The following is a 17,999-nucleotide window of genomic DNA, read 5'->3' as shown; positions in this document are numbered from 1 at the left end:
CTCATCAATAATGCCCTCGTTTGAGCACAACTTCCGCCTCACCGCTCGGCAACGGCTGCTCCTTTGTTCTTCCTGGCGCCAGCCGGTTGATTAATATCGCCCAATGGACAGCCTCCCATAATCGGAACCAGGCCTGACCTTGCGAAATTCCACACCAGATAATTTGGCGGAAGCAAAGCGGCGCTTAACGCTGTCTCGCACGAATACTACCTCGCCAGCATAGTTCGGCGAGCTAAAGATATTGCGACCCAACAGATTTTTGAATGCTGGGACACAAGCGATGGGCCGGCAAATTTGGACCGCTCGCCATCAAGGATATCTGGGTCGCGGAGAATATGGAGGACATGGTAAGGTCGAACATCATCCGCATCGTGCACATCGACCGCGAACCGCTCATAGCGATCTTCCGCCCCCAATTCGCGTCGTTGAACGCACGAAAGCGGTCGGAGCACAAGAAATGAGCGACATCCAATGGCATCAAATCGCTGAACTGCGCTTCGTTCAAATCGAAATTCTTAAAGGGATAGGAAGCTGTTTCTAAAACTTTTCAAAGTAAAATGTGTCGCTATACTCTGAAGCTCGTGAGTTAGAGTTTAGTCAGCGCCTGCCCTGACCTTGCGAAATTCCACGCCAGATAATTTGGCCAGTGCAAAGCGGCGCTTAACGCTGTCTCGTATGAAAACTACCTCGCCAGCATAATTCGGCGGGCTGAAGATATTATGACCCAACAGATTTTTGAATGCTGGGACGACAAGCGACGGACCCGCGAATTTGGACCGCTCGACATCAAGGATATCTGGGTCGCGGAGAATATGTAGGACATGGTAGGGTCGAACGTCAGCTGCATTATGAACATCCACCGTAAACCATTCATAGCGATCTTCCGCCCCCCAATTTTCGTCGATGAGCGCACGAAACCGGTCGGAGCACAAGAAATGAGCAACATCCGATGGCATGAAGTCGCTAAATTGACCATCCTTCAAATCGAAATTCTTAAAAGGGTAGGAAAATTGCTTCTCAAATTTCTCAAAGTAAAATGTATCGCTATATTCTGTGGCTCGTGAGGTAGCGACACCAATGGGGAAAGAAACCTTACCTGGTTCTGGATGCGATATCCTAAAAACATCAAATTCGGCAGTCATTGATAGCCACTTTTCCTAAGTAAGTCTGGATTGTTACGCACCGGCTCTTTCACAAGCCTATCAAATTCTTGCAAGAAGATATCTTTGTTTCCTCTAGCAAGGCTATCAGCCTCACGCAACCCGTCAAGAACAAACTCATGATACTCGTTGGGATGTCTACCTAAATGCGGCAACAACTCCTTATTCCACGTATCATCCAAATCGAGTCCATATTTATCTGCTATTTTCTTCATCTCAGCTGAGTAGAATTTATGTTTATTCGTAGCATAGTGATGAACTTGCTTTGGTCTCTCAGTAACTCTGGCGCCTTTTGCACTGCTTTCGGTAGCAGCTTCTGCAGCCTCTTTTGCTGCACGCTCCTCCGCCAGTTTCTTCGCAGCCTGTTCTTCCAGCTTTTTTGCCGCAGCCCGTTCAAGCTGCTTCTCGACGATGTTTTCCGCGCCCTTCTCCAAACCTTTTTCGGCCAGCCGTCCCGGGCCGAAGCCAATGACAACACCGACCGACTGAATGCTTCCCAGCAGATAGTTGCCCGAAGCGAAGGAGCGGCGGGCATCGTCATACGAAAGTCCGTTTCCAACAAGTGGCACAAAGCCGGCCAAGCCGCCTACCTTCCGGCCATATTCGCCAGCCTGGTATGTGCCCATGCCCATGGACATAAGCCCATCTTGAACAGAGCCCTCGATCTTTTCCGTCCATGAGGGTGTGTAGGCCTTTATCTCCGATGGGCCTGAACCGAGTGAAAGCGGTTGGATATTGCCTCGCCCGCTGTTCACATAGTCCATTTCCTCCCCAAGTTTGTCATTGGAAACCCAGCCATTCGTGCTGCTCGGATCGGTATACCAGCCGCCATCCGGAGCACGGCGATAATGCCTGGAATCCGCATAATCCGCGATTTTTTCGTCCCGCGTCTTATCTTGCTTGTCCTTTCCATCAGGTGCCTTGTCGGTCTCAGTCGACTTGACATAAACATATTCGCCGGGAGCGTTACCCTTGTTAAGCGTACAGCGGTCGGTGTGACGCTGAACCCATTGACCATTCGCTTTCACGATCGTGGATGACGTTACGGGCTCGACGACATCGCCCACGGTGTTGGATTTTACGCCGCGTCCAACGCCCGGCTCATCCCCGTAACAACAAGAAAACTTTGAGTTCTGGAGCTTGATCACCTGGCCATTGGCGCGCACATCAGGCGAATAGTTTTGATTATCGGAGCCCTTTCCCCATGTCATGTAGGGGATTGGATGCTCCGGCGATCGGCATACGTCCGGTGAAGTGACGATCGCCAATGCGGTATCTTCTTTTGGGATGATCTCCGGTGGCGCCGGATTAGGCGCTGTCGGCTTTACCCTTGGCCCCTTTGCGGCTTTCTTGCCGGTGTGCGGTAACGGGTTCTCATTGCTCGGGACGATCCGAACATATTCTAAAGGCTCCGGTTCCGGCGGTCTTTCTGCGGGTTGATTGTCGGCCATCAGCTAACACCCTCGGAAAGATCAACCATACTCATCCTGGGGAGTCCTTTTCGCTCCGGCCAAGGAAAATTGCAGCGCCATGTGAGAAAAACACGACCAATACCGGGACGCATATCGAAATGAACGCCATCGAGCACCATCCACCCTTGGGCGGCGTTTGGCTTCTGATCGATTTCGACATAAAGACCGAGGCGCGGTAGGCGGCCTTTTAGCGTTTCTCGCCCCGGAAGGAGGTTTTCCAATTCGAAATCTTCATCGCCCTGAAGCCACGGCTCAGCTACCAAGTCGGGATGCGCAGCCTGCCAGAAATGATAGTCGAAATCCCTGGGAAGCAGCGGATGCCGTTCTTTCAACCATACATCATCATAGGTTCCGGCGCGTTCTGCCCGATCCTTCCAAAATGGAGATAGAAACCCCAATCCCGCCGGTGCTGGTCGATCATCGACCGACAAAATAGGCCTCGCCGCGTCTTCAATCTGTGGCGCCGGCCATTCCGGCCCATTGAGGTAGTCTTGGTGAGCGACAACACCCGTTCCTATCGGGTTGTTCGCCAGCAGTGTCCCTTTGTCGTTCGAGCCGGAGCCGCCAAAAGCAAGCCTCCAGTCCAAGGGCAGATACTCAATCGGTTCTCCCTCGGTCAGCTCCCAATGATCAAGAGCATCCTCCTTGGCGCTATCGAGAAGGCCACGCCAGGTCTTGCGAATATGGGCACGCCACACACGAGGGCCATGCACACGCAATCGCTTGCTAACGGGGCCGACCCTCAAACCGCAATTCCAGGATGACGAAGCCTTTCCGCCCGGTGGAAAGGCGGCACCAAGAAAAGTAACATCGGTTCCCGGCTTGAAAGGCGCCAAGTCGGTACAAGCCAACTGCTGTGTTTTGTGCGGATCCCCCTCGTAAGTGTCTGACATAACTAGAGGATATTGCTCTTCGGCAATTACAAGCGGACCGCCATCTGTCAACTTGAACGTGCCTCTGGCCACGACGATGCCTGCAAGTTCTCCTTCCAAATTATACTGCCGGAAAGCGAGCGCCGGGAAAGGTGTGCGATTGTCGACCGACATAGCGCCTCAGCCCTGTGCTGTCGTATCCGACGATGACGGGGAGGCTTCGGCAAAGCCGCCGCCCGGCTTATTGAGATCGACAACCTTGCCATTGATCTGCGTCGGCCCCGATGCGGTGAAGTTGAAATGTGTTCCCAGAATGATGACCGTGCCGTCCTGGCGCATGATGAATTTGGAGGCGCCGCATTCGATGACGAACTCGTCGCCAACGATCACTTTCTTGAATTTTCCGACCTTTTCGAGCGAGGTCTGACCGACGTGCGTGACCTTGCTCATGCCGATCTGCTCGGCGCGTGCGATACCGATTGTGTCGGACTTGAACGACCCCACGACAGTGTTCATGATGCCTGGGAGCGGAAAGAGGCCGCTTGCCGCTTCGCCCAACCCACTGCCGGAACCGGACAGATTCGTTCCTGCGTCCGCCCTCGGATTTGGCCCCGAGACCACACCTTCGCGGCTACCAAGCCCTCCTAATCCGAGGAAGCCCAAGGCGGAGGAGGCAATGGTGCCAGCGAATGCGGCAAGTCCTTCACCACCCCCGCCTGCGATCTGACCCGCCTGAGAAAGCAATCCGGCCGTCTGCCCCGAAAGTCCCTGCACCGCCCCCATCAACGCCATCGCCATCGGTCCCGTGCCGCCGACCACCGTATTCACCGATCCACCGATTTCGTGCTTCTGGTTGCCGCTCACCTCAACGGCGCGATTGCCGCCGATGGAGGCGACTTCGTGGCGGTCGACGCGTTTGGTGCGGTCGTTGCGCACGCGCGTCGTCTGGTCCTTCTGGGCGTGAAAGAACATGTTTTCCCGGCCGGCATCGTCCTCGAAGGTCATCTCGTTGAAGCCGGTGCCCTTATGGGTATTGGAGCGCAAGACCATGCGGGTCTTGTTGGCGGGAAGGTCGTAGGGCACGCCGTTGCTCGGGTTCGGCACCACGCCCGTCACCAGCGGGCGATCCGGATCGCCGTCGATGAAGGAGACCATGACTTCCATGCCGATGCGGGGAATGACCTGGCCGCCCCATGTGCCGCCGGCCCAGCTCTGGGCGACACGCACCCAGCAGGTGTCGGATCCATCCTTCTTGGCGCGGCGGTCCCAGGGATACCAGAGCTTGATGCGGCCATATTGGTCCGGATGGATTTCCTCCCCGGGCGGACCGGCGACGATTGCGACCTGCGTGCCGCGGATGCGTGGGCGCTCGGTTGTGCGATGCGGCGTCATCGGCACGCGCGACGGCACGGCTTCGAATTCGTTGGTATATTCCGGCTGATCCGCATTGGTTTCGTAAGAGGGATCGACCGCATAATGAGTGGCGCGAATGATCACATGCTCTTCATAGACATGTTCGGGATGCGCCACTTCGTAAGGCGTAAATCGCCGGCCGGCCTCTAATATGCGCGATGACGATCGGCCGACGACCCGATTATGGTCGGCCTCGCTCGCCTGCATGCGCAGCTTCTGCGCCCTCTCGGCTTCCGCAACGGATGAAATGCGGGCCGGATATTCGTAAAGCTCCCGCTTTATCGCGCCGGGCATCTGCACCAATGACGGCGTGGTGGTGCCCGGCACCATTTGCGGTGTCTCGAAGTTCCAGTCGGCGCCGGCACGCTGGCCTGGAACATAGGCGTAATGCTTCGTCCAATCGCTGATGTGATTGCGGTCTGTCGAGCCTTGGGCAAGGCGCACGCGCCCCTCTCCCTGCGCCGACGGAGACGGGCCGGCCCATGAGTTGGCGCCATCGGCGACATGCAGCCGGTGGCTACCCTCTTCATGCGAAAACCAGTAGAAGAGACCGTCTTCCTCGAAGCGGCGCGTCAGATAATCCAGATCCGTTTCGTTCCACTGCACGGAATAATGTTGTGGCGGCGGCGGTGTGACGACGCCGGACACATCCGGGGCGGGAATTCCGTGTTCGGAAAACAGCGTCTCGACAATATCGATACTGGTCTTGTCCATCCAGATGCGGCAGTCGGAGCGCTGCGATAGCAGCCACATCTGCGGTTTCAGCACCATCGAATAGGAGCGCAGGCCGCGCGTGATCGGTGGCCCCTCCTGAAGCGCGGTGACCAAGCCGTTGAACGGGCGGCGAACGCCATCCCCACCGCCGTCATCCTGCTGGACTTCCAGGGATATATCGATCAGTCGACCGATCAGCTCCTCCGGCTTGATGACTTCACGCTTGGCGCGTACGGAGAGGCGGATGTCGAAAAGCGACGAAACGCCTTCCGTGATCATCACTCGCTCCGGCAGGAGTTGGTCCGTTCCAAGCGGTGAGGAAACCCTGAGGTTTCGGGTCGCCTGGATGAAATCATTGGCCGAGGGCTGATCGTTCATCTGCGCTTATCCTACCAATGAGCTTGCCGACCCTACGGTGCCGGTACTGCCGATCTGCTGTTTGCGGCCGCCAACCAGATAGACGATTTGGAACAGGGTGCCGTTCGGCAGCGTCTCGTGCATGCCCGGGCCATAGAGTACTTGCGGGGTCAGGATCTTGCCGATATCGGCGCGGTTCGGCACTGTGCCAAGCAGATAGGCACCGCGCGCCATCAGGACCCGTGTTTCGCCGTCGGTGACGGAATAATTGAATTGCGCAACGAACACCGAATGATGGTTGGTATCCATCTCGCGAATGATATGCGCCTCGTTGTTGCGCAGCCATCGCTGGAGCCAATGCGTCAGCGACATCTCGTTGGCTTTTTCGGAGAACATCCGGAAAAGCGATGCGGCGGCTCCCATCGCCTGACCACGCGCCGCGAATTCGCGCGGGCCGCTTTGATAGGAAAAGTAGTCGTAGGACGGCCCGCGGCCTGCGCGCTTCACGGGCGGAAGATCGGCCTGCTTCACGGGCTCCATTTGCAGTGCCGCTGACGAAACGGAAAAATCTACCATGGCGATCTCTTTTGATGGACGTTTGCCGAGACATGCCGATCGCGCCAAAGCACGATCTGGCAGCGGACGCGATTCCGGCGCACTGATGCCAGCGCGCCGGAAAACGATACTGATGTTAGGCAGCCTTGGTCGTTGCCAGGTCGTAGGATGCGATCATCGGCGACTGCGGCGTCTGCGAGTCGTCGTAAGGCGTGTACTTCACTTCCATCTTGGTGAAGTTGAGCTTGATCGTCTCGACCGGGCGGTCGCCGTTGGAATCGACCGAGTAGCTGGCGATCAGCGTGTTGGTGAGCGTGTACTCGATGTAGGTATCGCCCGGGTTGCCGGTCGTTACCAGATGGATGACGGCCTGCTTGCCGGTGCGGCCCGAGCATGCTTCCTGGAACAGCTTCGTCGACGAGGAATCGCTGACCTTGGTCAGGATAACTTCCGAAACGGTCGGCTCGGAAGCTTCGCGGTTGGCAGCCGAACCGGCTGACGTCTTCATGTTGCGCGAGACATTCCAGTGGATGACTTCGATGTCCATCCACTTCTTGTGCTGCTCGTGGGTTGCATCACCCTGAATTCCGTCGATCTGCAGATAAATCGGCATGCTCTGAACTCTCCTGTTGAGATTTGAATTCGCCCTGTCGCTGCAGGGCGGGGTTACCCTTCCGTCTAATGCCGCATCCGGGCGCTGTGTTCGTCCGGGGCTGCTTTATTCGCCGTGCCGCCTTCCTCGGGGCCAGCGAATTCGTGGTCGCCCACCGGATCCTCCTCGACGAGAAAGCGGTGATCGTGAAAGCTGATGGTGATGCCGCCAACCTTGCGCCCCTGCGCAACCGCATCTAGGAAGAAGGTCGAAAGCTCGGGCAGAAGATCGCGGCCAATCATGGTTTCGATGGCACGCGCGCCCATCTCGCTCGCCTTGGCGCGGCCAACCAGCGCCTCGCGGGCTTCGGGGGCGAGCGAAACACTTGTGCCGTACGAGGCGGCGACGCGATCACGGATGCGGCCGATCTGAATGTCGACGATCCCGCTCAGCGTCTCGCCGTTCAGCGGCATGAAGGGCAGAACGGTCGCGCGGCCGATAAAGGCCGGCTTGAAGTGTTTCTGCAATTCGGGAAGCAGTAGTGCTTCCAGCGCCTCGCCCTCAGGCATAGTTTCCGGGTCTGCCGCCAGGGCCGCCAGCAGTTCGGAGCCGGTATTGGCGGTCATCACGATGGTGGTGTTCTTGAAATCGATGTCCCGGCCCTCGCCGTCGCGCAGCGTTCCCTTGTCGAAAACCTGGTAAAATACTTCCTGGACGCCCGGATGCGCCTTGTCGATCTCATCCAGCAGCAGCACGCCATAAGGACGACGGCGAACGGCCTCGGTCAGGATGCCGCCCTCGCCATAGCCGACATAACCGGGGGGAGATCCGAGCAGCAGCGAAACCTTGTGCTCCTCCTTAAACTCGGACATGTTGATGGTCGTCAGATACTGGCTGCCGCCATAAAGAAGATCGGCGAGCGAAAGCGCCGTCTCGGTCTTGCCGGTTCCCGACATGCCGACGAGTAGGAAGACGGCGGGCGGACGACGTGGGTCGGAAAGGCCGGCGCGGGCGGACCGCATAGCGGCCGAAATCCGTGCGATCGCGTTATCTTGTCCGAGCACGCGCTCCTTCAGCCTTGCATCGAGCGTCTTGACGGTCTCGACCTGATCAGACAGCAGTTTGCCAACGGGAATGCCGGTCCAGCGCGCGACGATCCCGGCTATCACTTCCTTATCGACCACGCGGGGAACCAGAGGCGCCTCTCCGGCAACGTCGGCAAGGCTGCGCTCGGCCTGTATGAGAGCCGCGCGAGCGACCTCGACGGATGAGCCATTGGGCGGGAAAAGAGCGACGTTGCCGCCGCGCTGCCGAATGCCCTCTTCTACCTGCTGATCATCAGGACCGCCGAGCGCGGCTTCGATGCGATCGGCCTCAGCCGATAGCCTGATTTCGGCGTCGAGCTTGGCCTGTAGCCGTTCGATCTCACCTACCACCTCGACCTTTTCGCGTTCGATGATCGCAAGACGCTCGACGATATCCGGGCTCGGCGGCTCGGCTGAAAGCGCGGCGGCTTCAACCTCGAGCATCTGCTGCTCGTTACGCAATTCCTTGAGCGCCTCGGGAACGGTCTGCCGAGCCAGCGAGACGGCTGCCGCCGCGGTATCGATGAGGCTGATTGCCTTGTCGGGCAATTGCCGCGCCGGGATATAGCGCGCCGAGAGGCGGACGGCTGCCGCGAGCGCCTCGTCGCGAATACGTACCTTGTGATGAGCCTTGAAGCTGCCGACCACGCCACGCAACATGCGGATTGCCGTTTCTTCGTCGGGCTCAAGCACCTGAACGACCTGGAAGCGCCGGGTCAGCGCCGCATCCTTCTCGATATAGCGCTTGTATTCGCTCCAAGTCGTGGCCGCGATCGTCCTGAGCTCACCGCGCGCCAGCGCCGGTTTCAGAATATTGGCGGCATCCCCCTGCCCGGCCTGTCCGCCGGCACCAATCAGGCCATGCGCCTCATCGATGAAAAGGATGATCGGCTCCACGGAGGCCCGCACGGCCGCGACAACGCCGTGCAAGCGGCGCTCGAACTCGCCTTTGACGCCGGCGCCGGCCTGCAGCAGGCTGAGGTCGAGAAGAAGAATCCGTACCGGCTTCAGCATATCAGGCACGTTGCCGGACGCAATTTCCAGTGCCAGCGCCTCGGCAACGGCCGTCTTGCCGACACCCGCTTCGCCGACCAGCATCGGATTGTTCTGGCGGCGGCGCATCAGGATATCGATCACCTGGCGCAGCTCGCGATCACGTCCGACAACCGGATCTATACGGCCAAGCCTTGCATCCGCCGTCATATCGCGTGTGTAGAGGCGCAGGAATTCGTTCTCGCCGGCGGCGGTAACGGTTTCGGAATTCTCTGACAATGACGATGCGCCATCGGAAGCGGAAGTCGCGTTCAATTTTTTTTCGAGCGCGTTGCGATCAAGGCCGCGCAGCGAAGGCGCCATGCCCCGCGCCATGATTCGCAGCGACTGGTCGTCGCTCAACGCGGTCAAAAGATCGGCGACCGTGATGTGGCTCCGCCCACATTGGAGCGACGCGACAAGCCAGGCCTCGCGCATCAGAGCGAGCAAATTTTGAGAGAGCACCAGTGCGGCACCATCGCCTCTCGGCAGGTCGGCGATGGCGCTATCAAGCTCGGCGCGGAGCGCCGCGGAAGAAACGCTAAGCTCTTCAAACAAAGAGCTAACTTCGGATATATCCAGCAACGACAATATCCAATGTGCGACATCGACATTCGCATGGCGATCACGTGCTGCAAGCGATGCTGCAGCCTCGAGACCGACGCGCAATGCTGGCTCAAGCGTTCTGATCAGACGATTGAGATCGATGTTCGACACCTAGAAGTTTCCTCCCTCTGGTTACATTTCAACCACACGCTCCAAATCGCGGCAACAACTAGGGCGGTTATTTCCATACGTCCAGATGGACTACAAAAAATTTTTCATGTGGTCAAAAAATGGAATCGTCATAAATCTGTTGCAGAATAGACATGGTTGACAAAGGAATATATCGATCTAACTATCACGCCCTCTAACGATGTAGTGCATGATATGGAGTTAATTCCCTGCTGAACGTTCGCGACATAGAAAATCCATTTGAAGAAAACGCGCCTTGCGGAGAAAATATTCGCAATAACACTTCTGCGCGCGAAATATACTACAGAATAAAGGATGCTAGAAACCAAGCTCGCGCAGCGGAACGAGGTATATCTCCGGGTGAAAATATTAGCATCTCGCCTCTTTGGACAGATGTCAGCAATCTCGGATTGCAGATTATTTCTTCAAAAAGTAAGGATCTCGAAGTATTAGCATGGTTGGCTGAGGCAGAATTACGGCTGCGCGGTTTCGAAGGGTTGCGGGACGTCTACCATGCAATCGCGTCGCTTTTGGACAAGCACTGGGAGAAATTTCATTCCGTCGGCGTCGACGATATCGAGGAACGACTTGCCCCGCTTTCGGGCCTCAATGGCATCGGCGGCGAAGGAACCATCATCCAAGCGATCAGGTTGTCGCCGCTCATTCCTGGCGCGAAATTCGGCCAGTTTTCCCTCTGGGACTTTCAGCTCTCGCAACGGCCCAACGAAGTGAAGCGGCGTGACGAGTTAAGTCAGGCAGTTCTCGATGCAGGCACGGCGGCGATGAGTTCGCATCTTGAAACGGTCAATGGCTGCATTGCCGCCTTCGGCCGGCTCGTATCGGTTCTGAACGAGCGCTGCGGGCAGATGGCACCGCCGAGTTCCAACACGCATAATGTTCTGCAGGAGGCGGCCTTGGCGCTTCGCTCTCTCGCCGGCATTGAATCGCCTGAGTCCGTGGCTGCGATGGAACCGCAGCCGGAGGACGGCGAGCAGGCGCAAACACGTCCGCGCGCGCTAAGTGCTGAACAGATCGGCTCGCGCGAGGAGGCCTTCGAGCTGCTGCTTGCCGTGGCGCGCTACTTCCGCCGCACTGAACCCCACTCTCCGATCTCGATGTCGATCGAGACGATGGTCAGGCGCGGTCGCATGGATTTTTCCGAACTGCTGGCCGAATTACTGCCGGAGCAGCAGGCTCGCAACGCCGTGCTGACGGCGGCGGGCATCCAGCTGAAATCGAATAAGAATGGGTGAGAAATACAACCTTCTTCTTAACTTTTTGCAACCGGCCCTTTCCAAAGTCGAGTTGCGCCACATCTGTAGAGCGAATTTGCCGCTGGCATGGAAGGAGAAACTTTATGGCGAGTGTTCACGAAAAGCTGGAGCGAGTGCGCAAGCCCAGGGTCCACATCAAGTATGAGGTGGAGACCGAAGGTGCGATGGTCGTCAAGGAATTGCCTTTCGTCGTCGGCGTTCTCGGCGACTTCTCGGGTAACCCGACCCAACCGCTGAAACCGTTCGGCGAGCGCAAATTCGTTCAGATCGATCGCGATAATTTTGACGATGTCATGCGCCGCATGACGCCCGGCTTGAACATCTCTGTCGAAAACACGCTGGAAGGCGACGGTTCGCAGCTTCCCGTCTCGCTGAAATTCGAGAGCATGCGGGATTTCGAGCCGGGTTCCATCGTTAGTCAGGTCCCGGCGCTCAAGGCCCTCCTCGATGCGCGCAACCAGCTCCGCGATCTCATGAGCAAGGCCGACCGTTCGGAAGAGCTGGAGCGGCTGCTGGAAGACGTGCTCCAGAACAAGGCTGATCTTTCCAAGCTGATGTCCGAGCTCGGATTGGCCGAAAAGCCCGCCGCAAGCTGATCGTCGTCGGCGATCAGCCTAAGCCGATCGCCCAGTTTCGTTTCAAGCGGCCGATAACGACAGATTTGAACTCCATCGGTATCGCCCGCATTTCCGCAAGGATCGAAAAATGAGCGCTGAAAGCCAACTGAAGACCAAAGAGGCCGAGTTCGCGCCCGAGGAAAATCTGCTGTCGCAGATCGTGGCGGCCACCAGGCAGACCGAGCCCGATCGTGCGCAGGATCTCCTTAGAACGCTGACCGATCAGGCACTCAAGGGCACCGTCACCTATGACCGCAACCTGACGGTAACGCTCAACAAGGCCATTGCCGAGCTCGACCGGAAAATCTCCCGTCAGCTTGCCGCAATCATGCAGTCGCCCGAATTCACCAAGCTGGAAGGCAGCTGGCGCGGCCTGCAATATCTCGTCAAGAACAGCGAGACCAGCGTCAACCTGAAAATCCGTGTGCTGAACGCTTCCAAGCGCGACGTTTCCAAGGATCTCGCAAAGGCAGTGGAGTTCGATCAGTCGCGGCTCTTCAAGTCGATCTACGAAGACGAATTCGGCACGCCGGGCGGTGAGCCCATGGGCGCCCTTATCGGCGATTACGAATTCGACAATTCCTTCGATGACGTGCAGACGCTGCAGGCGATTTCGTCGATCGCGGCCGCCGCTTTCGCGCCGTTCATTTCGGCCGCAAGCCCGCGCATGTTCGGCTTCGACGACTATCGCGAACTCGCCCGTCCGCGTGACCTGGAAAAGATCTTCGAAACGGTCGAATACGCCAAGTGGCGCAGCCTGCGCGAGAGCGAGGATTCGCGCTTCGTGACACTCGCCCTCCCCCGCGTGCTTGCCCGCATGCCCTATGGCCCGAAGACCAATCCGATCGACGACTTCGCTTTCGATGAAACCGATCATTCGAAGACCGGCGAGCTCGAGCACAATTCCTACTGCTGGATGAATGCAGCCTACGTGATGGGAACGCGGCTGACGGATGCCTTTGCCCAGAGCGGCTGGTGCACGGCGATCCGCGGCGCGGAAAACGGCGGCAAGGTCGAAAACCTGCCGATGCACATCTTCTCGAGCGACGATGGCGACCTCGACCTCAAGTGCCCGACCGAAGTCGGCATCACCGACCGTCGCGACGCCGAACTCGGCAAGCTGGGCTTCCTGCCGCTCTGCCATTACAAGAACACCGATTACGCCGTGTTCTTCGGTGCGCAGACGACTCACAAGCCGAAGGTTTACGACAAGCCTGAAGCAACGGCCAATGCCGCGGTTTCCGCGCGCCTGCCCTACATGATGGCCACCTCGCGCTTTGCCCATTATCTGAAGGTCATGGGCCGCGACAAGATCGGCTCCTTCATGGAAGCGCAGGATTGCGAGAACTGGCTCAACCGCTGGATCGCCAACTACGTCAACGCGAACGACGATGCAGGCGAGGAATCTCGCGCCAAATATCCGTTGCGCGATGCCAAGGTGACCGTCCAGGAAGTTCCGGGCAAGCCGGGCTCCTACAACGCCGTCGCCTGGATGCGCCCCTGGCTGCAGATGGAAGAGCTGACCACGTCGCTTCGCATGGTCGCGCGCATTCCGAGCAAGAACTAGGAGGGGCGGCGCGGCGATCTCCTCGCCGCGCGCCTTCAGTCAGCGCCATGACCGTGACAACGACGGAACCGAGAGCAGCCTGGCCGCGTCAGGTGCATCGCGTGATCGCCATGATCGACGATGCGCTCAACAAGCAGGTCAATGCCATCTTGCACCATCCGGACTTCCAGGCAATGGAAGCGCGGTGGCGCGGACTTGCCATGCTGATGCGCCACACCGGCCGATCGGAAGAGGTGAAGGTCAAGATCCTCAGCGTCAGCTGGGCTCAGCTGACGCGGCATCTGGAGCGGACGACGGAGTTCGACCAGAGCCATCTCTTCGAGCTGATCTACAGTCGCGAATTCGGCATGCCCGGTGGAGAGCCGTTCGGTCTGTTGATCGGCGACTACGAGCTTTCTCCACAAGATCGGGTCAGCAGCGATACGGTCGGCGCGCTCACGCAGATCGGCATGGCCGCCGCCGCTGCCTTCTGCCCGTTCGTAGCCGCCGCCGCACCACAGGCCATCGGCCTGCAGGATTTTGACGAGCTCAATCGCGTCCAGGATTTTTCCTGGCTGGCCTATGATCCCACCCGCATCCGCTGGAATGGGCTTCGCGCGCGCGAGGATTCCCGTTTCCTCGGGCTGGTCGCCCCACGGATCCTGATGCGCGCGCCCTATGAGGCGTTTTCGCGCGAGCGCGACGATCGGTTCCCTTTCCGCGAAAGCATCGCAGCCGATGGCAGCACCTTGCTTTGGGGCAATGGTGCCTTCGCTTTCGCGATGATCGTCATCCGCAATTTCATCGAAACCGGCTGGTTCGCCGATATTCGCGGCGTGACGCAGGACGCCATCGATGGCGGCATGCTGAGCGCGGAGGAGCTCGCTCCCTATGATCTCGGCATCGAAAGCAACGGGTTGTCGCAACAGGCTCCCGTCGAAATACGTCTGACCAGTGGACAGGAGCAGCAGTTGTGCGAGCTCGGCATCGTCCCTGTAGCTACGACATATCTCTCCTCGTCGGCGATCTTCAATTCCAATCAGTCCCTGCATGCGCCGCCGCATTATTCGAGCGAGCACGCCCGGCAAAATGCCCGCATCGCAGCGATGCTGCAATATGTGCTGTGCGCCTCGCGCTTCTCGCACTATCTCAAGGTCATCATGCGCGATGACATCGGCAAGCTCGCCGATAGTGCCTCCATTGAACGCAAGCTGAACGATTGGCTGTCAACCTACACGCTTGGCAACGACGACGCCGACCTGTCGCTGCGCACGCGTTTCCCGTTGCGCTCGGCCGGCATCAGCGTCGATGAAATTCCCGGCAAGCCGGGCATGTTCGCCTGCACGGTACGGCTGCAGCCGCATTTTCAGCTCGACGACGTCTCGACAAGTTTTCACCTCATCGCGGAAACGGCGAATGCGACCTATGCATTCTCCCGCCCCGCGAACACGCAAAGGATGTCCGCATGACGCTCTCCGCCAGGATCGCCGAAGCTCTTAGCGAAAACGCGCTCGACGACGCAATTGAGCAGGCGAAGGCACATGTAAAGGCAGCGCCGACGGACAAGGATGGCAGGCATATTCTGATCGATCTTCTGATCCTTGCCGGTGATTACGCGCGAGCCGATGCGCAGTGCAATATCGCGGCAACATTCGCGCCGGAAGACATGATGGGCTTCGCTATGCTGCGCAACCAGCTTCGTGCGATGGCTGCACGTTTGGCCTGGTTCGAGGAAGCGGCGGTGCCGGAATTCCCGAACGGCCCGACGGCGCTCGATCAGGCGACCATGAAGGTGGCGATCGCCCATCGCGACCATTCTTCGGATACGGCCGCGGCACTGCAGTCCCTTGAGGCGATCAGGGGTGAACGGCCATTGCGCTGGAATGGTCAACTCGTTTCGGACCTTCGCGATCTAGATGATCGGATCCCGCATGCTCTTGAGGTCATCATGACCGGCGGCTCCTATCTGTGGATCGACTTTTCCAGGATTGCCGCGCTTCGCCTTGAGCCGATTGCCCGCCCCCGCGATCTCGCTTTCCGCAGGGCCGAGCTTGAGCTCCTGGACGGCGCTAGCGCACCCGTGCTGCTGCCGGCGATCTATCACGGCACGACAGGCGCCAAGCTGCTGCTGGGCCGCGAGACCGAATGGGTCGACGAGCCGACGGGCATTACGACCGGCCGCGGCCAAAAGTGCTTCCTGGCGGGCGACGATCTGGTTTCCTTCCATGATCTGAAGTCGCTGGAAGTTGCTGCAAACTCTGCCGGGACGAGGCGCGCTGCCCATGGCTGATCCGTTGGAGCGCTACAGGCCGCGAGAAAGGATCGTCGCGAGGTCGATCATCGATCGACTGATCGACGGGGACCCCGATCGCCTGCAGGATCCACCGCTGACGGCGGCCGAGCAACTGCGCGAACTGCGCGAATGCATTCGCCGCGATCTCGAAGCTCTACTCAACACGCGCCGCCGGCCGACTGCTCCGCCCTCCATTTACGATGAACTCGGCGATGCGCTGGTGTCCTTCGGCGTCGATGGCATGGTCTCGGCAAATCTCGTCACCGATGAAGCCAAGAGCCGTCTCGCACGCCTGATCGAGCGGCGCATCACGCTGTTCGAAACGCGGCTTTCCGATGTGCAGGTGAGTATCCTCAAGAGCCGCGGAAATGGCGAACGAGCCTTGCGGCTGCGCATCCACGCGACCTTCCGCGTGCATGAGGGTATGCCGCCGATCAGCTTTGAATCGACGATCGACCCCTCCACTCAGCGCTTCCTGGTGGAGGCCAATAATGGCTGACGGCTTCCTGCAGCGTTACAACGACGAGCTGGCCGCGATCCGTCGGCGTGCGGCACGTTTTGCCGACGCTTTCCCTAAAATCGCTGGTCGTCTACGCCTGACGGGCGAGGTTGCGGACGATCCGCATGTCGAACGGCTGATCCAGAGCTTTGCCTATTCCGCCGCCCGCGTGCGCCAGAAGCTCGACGACGAGTTTCCGGAACTGACGGATGGGTTGCTGGAAACTCTTTATCCGCATTATCTCGCGCCATTGCCCTCGATGAGCATCGTGCGCTTCACGCCAAGCAGCACGCTAACATCGGTGCAAACCCTGCCGCGTCACACCGAAATCTTCGCGGAGCCGATTGGCGGCGAGAGCTGCCGCTTCCGCACGACACAGGATACGCTGGTCGCGCCGATCGAGATCGTCTCGGCTTCGCTGACTGGCCACCCGATCAGCGCGCCGCCCTCCCCTCATGCAGGTGCGGCCGGTTGTCTTCGCCTGTCGATCCGGGCACGAGATGCCAACAAACCGCTCAGTGAGATCGGCGTGGACAGGCTGCGGCTTCATATCGGTTCGTCCTGGCAGCAGGCCGTCGCCATTTACGAGCTTCTCGTCAATCACACGCTCGGCATCGCACTTGCCCACCACGCCGATGATCGAGCGCCGGTCACGCTGCCGGCGGCCGCGCTCCGCCCGGTCGGCTTCGAACCGGACGAGGCGATCCTGCCCTATCCCAACTCAAGCTTCACCGGTTATCGTCTGCTGACGGAATTCTTCGCCTTGCCGCAGAAATTCCTCTTCATCGATATCGTCGGCCTGAAGGCCTGGCGTGGCGAAACGCTGGAAATCTTCATTTATCTCGATGAAAGCAGCGTAAAGCTGGAGCGCGCCATCTCCGCCCGGGATTTCGTCCTGAATGCCACTCCGATCGTAAACTTGTTTCGCCAGAGTTGCGAACCGATCGCACTCGACGGTGCGCGCACCGAATATCGCGTGCTTCCCGATGCTAGACGGCAGAAGACGCGGGAGATCTATACGATCGAGAAGGTGGTCGTGTCGGCGCGCACTGGGGACGAGGAAGAGTGCCAACCCTTCTTCGGTCGCAGCCTGAAGGGCGGAGCCTCTACGCTCTTTTGGCAATGCACGCGCCGCTTTGACGCCGATGACCATACCTCGGACATGGAAATCGCGTTCGTAGACCGCGCTCGCCGGGCAAGCGGTCCGCTTGACAAGATCGCCAGCATCGACGCGCTGTGCCTTAACCGCGAACTGCCGGAGCAATTGCCCTTTGGCGGCGGTCATCCCTATCTGCAGCTGGCTTCCGGCAGCGAGGCAGTCGGCTCAGTCGAAGCCTTGATGGCACCTACGCCTTCCGTGCGAATGAACGAGCAGCAAGGGCGCAACTGGCGGCTCATGTCGCATCTCCAGCTCAATCATCTTTCCATATTCGACAATGATGGCGCCGCGCTGAAGGATATTCTTGCGCTCTATGCTTTCAGGGACAGCCGCGAAACCAGACTGCTCGCGGATGCTCTTGTGCGGGTCGACGCCAAAAGCTCGATGACGCGGCTTGGCGGCGGCGGGATGGTGACGGGCACCGATATCACCCTGGAGTTTGATCCGGCCGCCATCGACAGGCCTTCGGCCTATCTCTTCGGCAGTGTCCTCGACCGGTTTTTCGGGCTTTACACCTCGATCAACAGCTTCACTCGCCTTTCCATCTCGATGAAGGGGCAATCGAAACCAATCGTCGTCTGGCCGGCGCGCGCCGCCGAGCGGCCGCTATTGTGACGAGGGAGA

At 58.9% G+C, this 17,999-nt stretch carries 14 protein-coding genes; 7 read left to right on the top strand and 7 right to left on the bottom strand.

Annotated elements, in window-relative coordinates; genetic code table 11:
* Positions 1–593: 593 nt before the first annotated feature.
* The 7 genes from FBZ99_RS29865 to tssH all read right to left on the bottom strand — a co-directional run bounded on the left by FBZ99_RS29865 (position 594) and on the right by tssH (position 9,969).
* The gene (locus FBZ99_RS29865; RefSeq protein ID WP_145636505.1) at positions 594–1,142 is read right to left on the bottom strand and encodes a hypothetical protein; all 549 of its coding nucleotides are present in this window, start codon (positions 1,140–1,142) and stop codon (positions 594–596) included.
* Positions 1,139–2,611: a PAAR-like domain-containing protein gene (locus FBZ99_RS29860; protein WP_145636503.1), complete on the bottom strand. Its 1,473-nt coding sequence runs from the start codon at positions 2,609–2,611 to the stop codon at positions 1,139–1,141. The genes FBZ99_RS29865 and FBZ99_RS29860 overlap by 4 nt, the downstream gene beginning before the upstream one ends.
* Positions 2,611–3,678, bottom strand: coding sequence for a DUF2169 family type VI secretion system accessory protein (locus FBZ99_RS29855; protein ID WP_145636501.1), 1,068 nt, complete (start codon positions 3,676–3,678; stop codon positions 2,611–2,613). The genes FBZ99_RS29860 and FBZ99_RS29855 overlap by 1 nt, the downstream gene beginning before the upstream one ends.
* 6 nt (positions 3,679–3,684) lie before the next feature.
* Positions 3,685–6,009, bottom strand: coding sequence for a type VI secretion system tip protein TssI/VgrG (gene tssI / locus FBZ99_RS29850; RefSeq protein WP_145636499.1), 2,325 nt, complete (start codon positions 6,007–6,009; stop codon positions 3,685–3,687).
* Positions 6,010–6,015: 6 nt separating this feature from the next.
* Positions 6,016–6,564, bottom strand: a complete 549-nt coding sequence (locus tag FBZ99_RS29845; protein ID WP_113352219.1) for a hypothetical protein — start codon at positions 6,562–6,564, stop codon at positions 6,016–6,018.
* 115 nt (positions 6,565–6,679) lie between these two features.
* Positions 6,680–7,156 carry an Hcp family type VI secretion system effector gene (locus FBZ99_RS29840; protein WP_069613675.1) on the bottom strand — a complete coding sequence of 159 codons (477 nt, stop codon included), beginning with the start codon at positions 7,154–7,156 and terminating at the stop codon, positions 6,680–6,682.
* A gap of 65 nt (positions 7,157–7,221) precedes the next feature.
* A complete protein-coding gene (gene tssH, locus FBZ99_RS29835; RefSeq protein WP_145636496.1) occupies positions 7,222–9,969 on the bottom strand; it encodes a type VI secretion system ATPase TssH in 2,748 nt (915 codons plus the stop codon).
* A 230-nt stretch (positions 9,970–10,199) separates the two neighbouring features.
* Here tssH and tssA point away from each other — a divergent pair, with 230 nt between their 5' ends.
* The 7 genes from tssA (at position 10,200) to tssF (ending at position 17,990) form a co-directional block, all read left to right on the top strand.
* A complete protein-coding gene (tssA, locus tag FBZ99_RS29830; protein WP_145636494.1) occupies positions 10,200–11,240 on the top strand; it encodes a type VI secretion system protein TssA in 1,041 nt (346 codons plus the stop codon).
* Between the two features lie 104 nt (positions 11,241–11,344).
* Complete coding sequence (gene tssB / locus FBZ99_RS29825; protein WP_069613678.1) at positions 11,345–11,857, top strand: type VI secretion system contractile sheath small subunit; 513 nt, start codon at positions 11,345–11,347, stop codon at positions 11,855–11,857.
* Between the two features lie 109 nt (positions 11,858–11,966).
* A complete protein-coding gene (gene tssC, locus FBZ99_RS29820; RefSeq protein ID WP_095437909.1) occupies positions 11,967–13,445 on the top strand; it encodes a type VI secretion system contractile sheath large subunit in 1,479 nt (492 codons plus the stop codon).
* A gap of 47 nt (positions 13,446–13,492) precedes the next feature.
* On the top strand, positions 13,493–14,893 hold the full coding sequence (gene tssC, locus FBZ99_RS29815) for a type VI secretion system contractile sheath large subunit (RefSeq protein WP_145322886.1): 1,401 nt from the start codon (positions 13,493–13,495) through the stop codon (positions 14,891–14,893).
* Complete coding sequence (locus tag FBZ99_RS29810; protein WP_145636492.1) at positions 14,890–15,714, top strand: type VI secretion system accessory protein TagJ; 825 nt, start codon at positions 14,890–14,892, stop codon at positions 15,712–15,714. Before tssC (FBZ99_RS29815) ends, FBZ99_RS29810 begins: the two co-directional genes overlap by 4 nt.
* Positions 15,707–16,216 (top strand): type VI secretion system baseplate subunit TssE, encoded by a 510-nt coding sequence (gene tssE / locus FBZ99_RS29805; RefSeq protein ID WP_113390699.1) that lies wholly within the window; start codon positions 15,707–15,709, stop codon positions 16,214–16,216. Before FBZ99_RS29810 ends, tssE begins: the two co-directional genes overlap by 8 nt.
* Positions 16,209–17,990: a type VI secretion system baseplate subunit TssF gene (tssF, locus tag FBZ99_RS29800; protein WP_145636490.1), complete on the top strand. Its 1,782-nt coding sequence runs from the start codon at positions 16,209–16,211 to the stop codon at positions 17,988–17,990. Before tssE ends, tssF begins: the two co-directional genes overlap by 8 nt.
* The last annotated feature ends 9 nt before the right edge of the window (positions 17,991–17,999 follow it).

The organism is Rhizobium sp. ERR 1071, from assembly GCF_007828675.1.
Lineage (GTDB): Bacteria > Pseudomonadota > Alphaproteobacteria > Rhizobiales > Rhizobiaceae > Rhizobium > Rhizobium dioscoreae.
The sequence above is the reverse complement of the archived record's forward strand: the minus strand, read 5'-3'. Positions and strand labels throughout refer to the sequence as shown.

Coding starts and splice junctions, on each gene's coding strand:
- FBZ99_RS29840 (WP_069613675.1), bottom strand. CDS start 7,156: ATGCCGATTTATCTGCAGATCGACGGAATTCAGGGTGATGCAACCCAC.
- tssE (WP_113390699.1), top strand. CDS start 15,707: ATGGCTGATCCGTTGGAGCGCTACAGGCCGCGAGAAAGGATCGTCGCG.
- tssC (WP_145322886.1), top strand. CDS start 13,493: ATGACCGTGACAACGACGGAACCGAGAGCAGCCTGGCCGCGTCAGGTG.
- FBZ99_RS29860 (WP_145636503.1), bottom strand. CDS start 2,611: ATGGCCGACAATCAACCCGCAGAAAGACCGCCGGAACCGGAGCCTTTA.
- FBZ99_RS29810 (WP_145636492.1), top strand. CDS start 14,890: ATGACGCTCTCCGCCAGGATCGCCGAAGCTCTTAGCGAAAACGCGCTC.
- tssF (WP_145636490.1), top strand. CDS start 16,209: ATGGCTGACGGCTTCCTGCAGCGTTACAACGACGAGCTGGCCGCGATC.
- FBZ99_RS29865 (WP_145636505.1), bottom strand. CDS start 1,142: ATGACTGCCGAATTTGATGTTTTTAGGATATCGCATCCAGAACCAGGT.
- tssB (WP_069613678.1), top strand. CDS start 11,345: ATGGCGAGTGTTCACGAAAAGCTGGAGCGAGTGCGCAAGCCCAGGGTC.
- FBZ99_RS29855 (WP_145636501.1), bottom strand. CDS start 3,678: ATGTCGGTCGACAATCGCACACCTTTCCCGGCGCTCGCTTTCCGGCAG.
- tssI (WP_145636499.1), bottom strand. CDS start 6,009: ATGAACGATCAGCCCTCGGCCAATGATTTCATCCAGGCGACCCGAAAC.
- tssC (WP_095437909.1), top strand. CDS start 11,967: ATGAGCGCTGAAAGCCAACTGAAGACCAAAGAGGCCGAGTTCGCGCCC.
- FBZ99_RS29845 (WP_113352219.1), bottom strand. CDS start 6,564: ATGGTAGATTTTTCCGTTTCGTCAGCGGCACTGCAAATGGAGCCCGTG.